Here is a 5,656-nt window from a genome sequence, read left to right on the forward strand (position 1 = left end):
CTAACATCAGTCCATATAAATTGATTTTTTATTGTTTGTGAGAAATTCGCGTTAACAACTTCTGTTATTGTCAATTTACCTGCTCAAGTATACCCAGCAGTAACTGATTGGATTGAGCGTAATCAAATCCTAGAACTTACTGGGAAAAATAAGGTCAAAATATATAAGTGGTTTGTTTGTAGTGGTGGATATGACAGTGTTCAATTATTTATTCAATCTCTCGAACGCTTTGAAAACAAGATTAAACATATATTTGTACGCAATTGTGGTTTATGCGATGACTGGAAACACGTAGATGGACGTAAGAATTTGCAGGATTTAATTAAAGCTTATAAAGTAGCTGTTATCAATTTTCCCAAGTTCAGCTATCGAGAGCGGGATATCCTTGATGCCAATCAGATAAATTTTTCTGCGGCTAGAGATTATGGAGAGTTAGGTGTATTGGGTAAGCAGCGATTACACAGTTTTCTCAAAAAAGCTTCAGAGGAAATTGATCAAGCTAAAATTTGGAACCTTCCGGCAGCTTCAATCACTGCCCCGACAGAAAAAGTTGATGATGCTAATGTCAATGGCAAGGTTGCTACCAAGAAGTAATCTAATTCAGGAGTGGTGTTAGCAGTAGCGGGGCGTTTAGCCCGTGCAATTAATTTTACTTTTTTTACTCAGCACTAAGCACTATTTCAGTGACATCTCCCACCATCAAATCAAATTACCAAATGAGCGTAGGGGACGAGGACGCGAACTAACTAAAAGAAAATACAGATATGAGTAATTCTCACACTGAAGAACTCGATTTAGACGATGAATTTTTGGATTCAGTAGCTGCTAGAGGCAAAGGACTGAGCCAAATTCCTTACCCAACTTTACTAGATTTAGCCATTCGAGGTAAAGATGATTCATTTAAAGCTAGGGTTTGGGAAATAGTAGTCCAAACTGGACTTGATCCTGATGACCCAGCATTTCTGATGATGATTGCTACCGGCAGGCTACAAGTCCTATTGGAAGACAATCCCAAAGAAATGGAAGCAATGTTTGACCTGTGGCAAACGCAGCTTTATGACCATCTCCAGACATATGAAAAGGCAGCAGTAAAAGGTCAGCAAAAAGCGATCGCTCGTTTAGGGGGTTACTTAGAACATCGCCATAAAACCCCTATTGGTATCCAGGTACTGTGGCGAGGCTGGTTAAAATTGTACGACCTTTGTCAAGGCTGGCAGCTTGCAAAAGAGACTTAACAGGAAAAGTCAGTACGCGCATCAGTGCAAAACCAGATATTACCGCTCGTACCTGGGACGAGCTGCGTCAGCTTCGTCAGCTGCTGCGGCAATCTCCAGAACGGTTGTTGGGGTAAAGCTTTTACGGCATTTTTGACAATACCACCTTTGAACTAGGGTATTGTCAGACAGTTTGTAGCTACCGTTTTTGGTTGGATAAACCTAGCCCAAATCCGCCAAATCAATTTTGTTGACTTACCCAGCCGCAGTGCCACCGTCACCTGGCAGAACAAAGACAAGCACATTCTTCGGTGAAGATGCTGATTGTCTAATCGCCGCGTGGCAAGAAGCTGCTGTGCTGCTGGCTGAACGTTGTAGCAAATTCGGTTTTGGGTTACGAGTGCGATCGCGTCTCTTGACTCGAATTTACCCTTTTGAGTCGTTCCTGGGTGTCAATGGCAGGCCCGTTATTGAGTACGAAGTCCGCGAAGTGAAAAAAACCAAGCGGGAGCGCAAAGACGGAGAAACCACAGTCCGACGTTTAGCCGGCGATACCAAACGAATTAAACGCAACCGCAGCCGCGACACTTTCAAAATGCGTTTGGGTATGGGTACTGTCTTAGAACAGTCAGGAGATGGACTTGTTGAAAAAGCTAGCGGCTCATCACTGTGCCGAATTAGCCTGTGGCAGTACGTCCTAACTGGTGTAGAAACTGGAAGGCTCCCAGAAAATGAACTGACCAAGGAACTGATTGACTACCGCGACTCACTCAAAGCTAATGTCAGTGAACAAGGCGAGAAGCTGCTAGGTGGTAAGCACATCCAAGGAAAGTTGATCAGCAAGGTAGTAAACCTACTGTTCCAGGAATTGTGTAAAATAATTCCTCTGACCTGATGCTAAAATCCTTCATATAAATAAAGGGTTGTTAAACCAAAACTTTCAGTTACCCTGAAAAGGAATGCGTATATGGGAAAAGGGAGATTAGAAGCATTCAGCGATGGGGTGATTGCCATCATTATCACCATTATGGTGCTGGAAATCAAAGTGCCGCATGGATTCGATTTAGCCGCATTACGTCCACTGATCCCGGTATTTCTGAGCTATGTGCTGAGTTTTATTTATATCGGCATCTATTGGAACAATCACCATCACCTACTACAAGCAGTCCGCCACGTTAATGGCCGTATCCTTTGGGCTAATCTGCATCTGCTGTTTTGGTTGTCGCTAATCCCCTTCGTCACTGGCTGGATGGGCGAGAATCACTTTGCCGCCATGCCAGTTGCCCTTTATGGTACGGTGTTGTTGTTGAATGCGATCGCTTACTTCATTCTTACCAGCACCCTAATTTATTACCACGGCAAGGATTCGACTCTAGCGATCGCAGTCACTGGAAACTTTAAGGAAAAGATATCGGTGGTTTTCTATGCTGTGGCAATTCCACTTGCCTTTGTGAACTCATGGTTTGCCTGTATATTATACGTTCTGGTTGCAGTTATGTGGCTGATCCCTGACCGTCGCATTGAGAAGACTCTCATTTCCTAAATGAATTACAAATTACCTACAAGTGCAATACCTAAACACAAAAAATATCAGAATTGCAAAACCAGTCGCGGCGTAAAACACACTACTAATTCCGCCAAAACCAAAGGCATAGCCCATCAACAACGGCCCCAAGGTTTGTCCTAATCCAAAAAATGTCCCGTTTACCGATATAATCGTCGCCAAATATTCTCTTGGTGCTAAATCTGCTAAAAGTGTTTGGATGCTAGGAAAACCAATACCAAGTCCAATCCCAAAAATTGTACTCGGAATTAATAATAACCAGATATTGGATACAAAGGGAACTATTAACATCGCTAAAGCATAAAAAACATAAGATGCACTAATTAAACTTGTGGCGGGAAATCTTCTCGCTAATCTACCTAACTGGGAAGCTGTGATGGTAATTGCTAGGGAAACACTAGAAAGTAGCAATCCAATAATGGTGGGCGGCGCTTTGAAAGTATCGTTAATTAGCTGTGGTAAATACGTGACATAAGCGCCATAAAGGAAAACAAAGTTAGCAGCACTGGCAATAAAAAGTCCAAATAGCTGACGATTTTTCAGAACTTTTACGGCATTGCTCAAATACTCTTTGAGGTTGCGATCGCCTTTTGGTTCGGGATTCTTAAGTGCAAACAACACCAGAAACCCAAGAGGAATCGCTAATATGGGTAGCATAAAGGGATAATACCAGCCCATTGTTGCTAATGCGCCACCGATTATTGGATAACTTGCTGTACCAACGCTGCTGATACTGGCATTGTAACCCATTGCTGTAGTCCGTCTGTCTCCGGTGTATAAATCGCCAATTAAAGTAATACTCAGAGAAAGCAAAGAAGCAGCACCAATTCCTTGCAACAAACGTAACCACAGTAATAAATTAAAATCACGGGCAAAGGCGCAAGCAGTACCAGCTATGCCAAATATAAATAGTGAAGGAACAATAATTCTCTTTCTGCCCCATCTATCGGCAAGAATACCAATAACTGGCCCTAAAATCAGAGATGGTAATGTAAATGCTGTAATCAGTAAACCCAAATTCTTCGGATTGATATTTAAGTCTTTAGCTAATTTCGGAAAAGCCGGAGTCACGCTAGAAACTCCGATAACAGCAATCAATACAACTGCACAAATAATCTGAAAGTTTAACTCTAAATAAATAGGTTTTTGGTCTTGAAAATGGTTACGCTCTTTTGGTGAATTCATGTTATTTACTATGTATATAAAGCAAGACAATTAAGTTAATAGCAATTCTGTCTGAAGATGCACTTTATAAAATCCCCCTGCTGGCTCCTCTTAAAAAAGGGGGGTAAAATATATTGCAATCATTTAGTGCAAGCTTATAAAGAATTGGTATGAGTCTTGTAATATCATGTCCGGTTAAAGACTTATCATTAAGGGGGCAGAGCAGGGCAAACGCATCTAAATTGGAAAAAAGTCCTAAGTAGAGGTGGGTTATACTAGTACACATAAACTATATAGAAGTTGTGAACAGAGCGATCGCTAAATAATGATATTGTCATTCTCAAAGTAGATAGAATGATCGGGGCGGGGACAAAGGATTGCCCAAGCTTTCGGGGAGGTGACTAATCCTTCGTGAACCAGAGTATGACGATCGGCGATGTAACGAGCTACAGGGTTACGTTCGATCAACAATGCAACATTCAGGATAGCTTGCAGCTTGCGATTCTCCTTTGGAGAGGCTGCACCAACGCCGAAAAGCTGGTCGAAGAAGAAGATTCCTGATCGCTTAGTGGCAAAATATTCACTCAACTTTGGTGCCAAGTGCGATCGCAGATCTGGTTCATCTTTCACCTGATTGATGGCTTCAAATAAATGCTGCAAGGACATTGTCATTATGGCGAAAAGAGTACCTGATCGAGGTCTAGGCATAACCCAGTCGTACTTCTAGCATAGATGTTATGTCCAATACCGAAAAGAATTCACATCCAGGAGAAATAAAGTGACCCAAGCTCTAGATCGCCTACAAATTGGTATTATTGCAGACCCGAACTGCTTTGTTCCCGACATTATCGGTGTCTACACAGCGTTCTGTGATGCTCCAAATTGCGACATTCACTTCCTCTGGAAGCACACTAACTCTCAGAAAAATTCTGAATCCTTCGGCATGGTGCATCCCTTCCCGATACACGCCACGACCACCTTTGCTGATTGTCCCCAAAACCTCGATGTTCTGTGTGTTGGAGCCTCTACACCCAATCTCTGGTCTGATGAGGAAACATTGGCATTTCTCGCTGACCGAGGCGGTCGCGCCAAATATATCATCGGCATCTGCGCTGGTAGCCTGACGTTGGCTGCTGCGGGTCTATTGACTGGTTACCGGGCAACAACAAATTTTCAGGCAATCGAGGCACTTGCTCCCTTTGGCGCGATTCCAGTAGCAGGAGGTCATGTAGTCGTTGATCGCAACCGCTTCACAGCAGGCCCTGTGACTGGGTCGTTCGAGGCGGGACTAATGGTACTCGCAGAGCTGCGGGGTGAAGAGGCGGCGAAGGAAGCAGAACTAACAATGGAGTATGCACCTCATCCTCCGTATGGTACAGGTAGCCCAGAATTGGCAGGTCCAGAGCTGACGCAAAAACTAATGCAGCGTTATGAACCGTTCGCAAATCAATTTCGCGCAATGCTTCAAAAAGCAGCAGAACGGCTGATGATGACGAAAACCTGAACTTTTCCGGCGGTGGCTTAACGAATCCCAAATAGTATATAGCTACGCACTTAGATCAAAACCCTTCAGGAGTACTGAGTGCTGAGTAACCCCATAGATAAATCTAGGGGATTGAAATAAGGACGCATTAAATATGCGGCACTTTCCGCGACGCTCAATAGACCCGTCCTAAAACTTGCAAGCAAGTATATATAAGGCTTTGAGACCGCC

7 protein-coding genes are annotated in these 5,656 nt (G+C 43.3%); 5 read left to right on the forward strand and 2 right to left on the reverse strand.

What is annotated here, in order from left to right; all coding sequences use genetic code 11:
• Positions 1–309: 309 nt before the first annotated feature.
• The 4 genes from RMY63_RS40910 (at position 310) to RMY63_RS40925 (ending at position 2,757) form a co-directional block, all read left to right on the forward strand.
• On the forward strand, positions 310–594 hold the full coding sequence (locus RMY63_RS40910) for a hypothetical protein (RefSeq protein ID WP_322734145.1): 285 nt from the start codon (positions 310–312) through the stop codon (positions 592–594).
• 170 nt (positions 595–764) lie between these two features.
• A complete protein-coding gene (locus RMY63_RS40915; protein ID WP_322734146.1) occupies positions 765–1,235 on the forward strand; it encodes a DUF6753 family protein in 471 nt (156 codons plus the stop codon).
• Positions 1,236–1,461: 226 nt separating this feature from the next.
• Positions 1,462–2,109, forward strand: a complete 648-nt coding sequence (locus RMY63_RS40920; protein ID WP_322734147.1) for a hypothetical protein — start codon at positions 1,462–1,464, stop codon at positions 2,107–2,109.
• 72 nt (positions 2,110–2,181) lie between these two features.
• Positions 2,182–2,757 (forward strand): TMEM175 family protein, encoded by a 576-nt coding sequence (locus RMY63_RS40925; protein WP_322734148.1) that lies wholly within the window; start codon positions 2,182–2,184, stop codon positions 2,755–2,757.
• A 12-nt stretch (positions 2,758–2,769) separates the two neighbouring features.
• Here RMY63_RS40925 and RMY63_RS40930 read toward each other — a convergent pair whose 3' ends face one another.
• Together RMY63_RS40930 and RMY63_RS40935 are read right to left on the reverse strand one after the other, a co-directional pair.
• Positions 2,770–3,963 carry an MFS transporter gene (locus tag RMY63_RS40930; RefSeq protein WP_322734149.1) on the reverse strand — a complete coding sequence of 398 codons (1,194 nt, stop codon included), beginning with the start codon at positions 3,961–3,963 and terminating at the stop codon, positions 2,770–2,772.
• A 297-nt stretch (positions 3,964–4,260) separates the two neighbouring features.
• Complete coding sequence (locus tag RMY63_RS40935) at positions 4,261–4,650, reverse strand: hypothetical protein (RefSeq protein WP_322734150.1); 390 nt, start codon at positions 4,648–4,650, stop codon at positions 4,261–4,263.
• 70 nt (positions 4,651–4,720) lie between these two features.
• Between RMY63_RS40935 and RMY63_RS40940 the strand changes: the two genes are divergently transcribed.
• Positions 4,721–5,446, forward strand: a complete 726-nt coding sequence (locus tag RMY63_RS40940) for a DJ-1/PfpI family protein (RefSeq protein WP_322734151.1) — start codon at positions 4,721–4,723, stop codon at positions 5,444–5,446.
• The last annotated feature ends 210 nt before the right edge of the window (positions 5,447–5,656 follow it).

Source organism: Nostoc sp. ChiQUE01b (assembly GCF_034531255.1).
In the GTDB taxonomy this organism is placed as follows: domain Bacteria; phylum Cyanobacteriota; class Cyanobacteriia; order Cyanobacteriales; family Nostocaceae; genus Nostoc.

What these genes read in the sequence shown, in the direction of transcription:
- RMY63_RS40915 (WP_322734146.1), top strand. Translation starts at nt 765, where the DNA reads ATGAGTAATTCTCACACTGAAGAACTCGATTTAGACGATGAATTTTTG.
- RMY63_RS40925 (WP_322734148.1), top strand. Translation starts at nt 2,182, where the DNA reads ATGGGAAAAGGGAGATTAGAAGCATTCAGCGATGGGGTGATTGCCATC.
- RMY63_RS40930 (WP_322734149.1), bottom strand. Translation starts at nt 3,963, where the DNA reads ATGAATTCACCAAAAGAGCGTAACCATTTTCAAGACCAAAAACCTATT.
- RMY63_RS40935 (WP_322734150.1), bottom strand. Translation starts at nt 4,650, where the DNA reads ATGCCTAGACCTCGATCAGGTACTCTTTTCGCCATAATGACAATGTCC.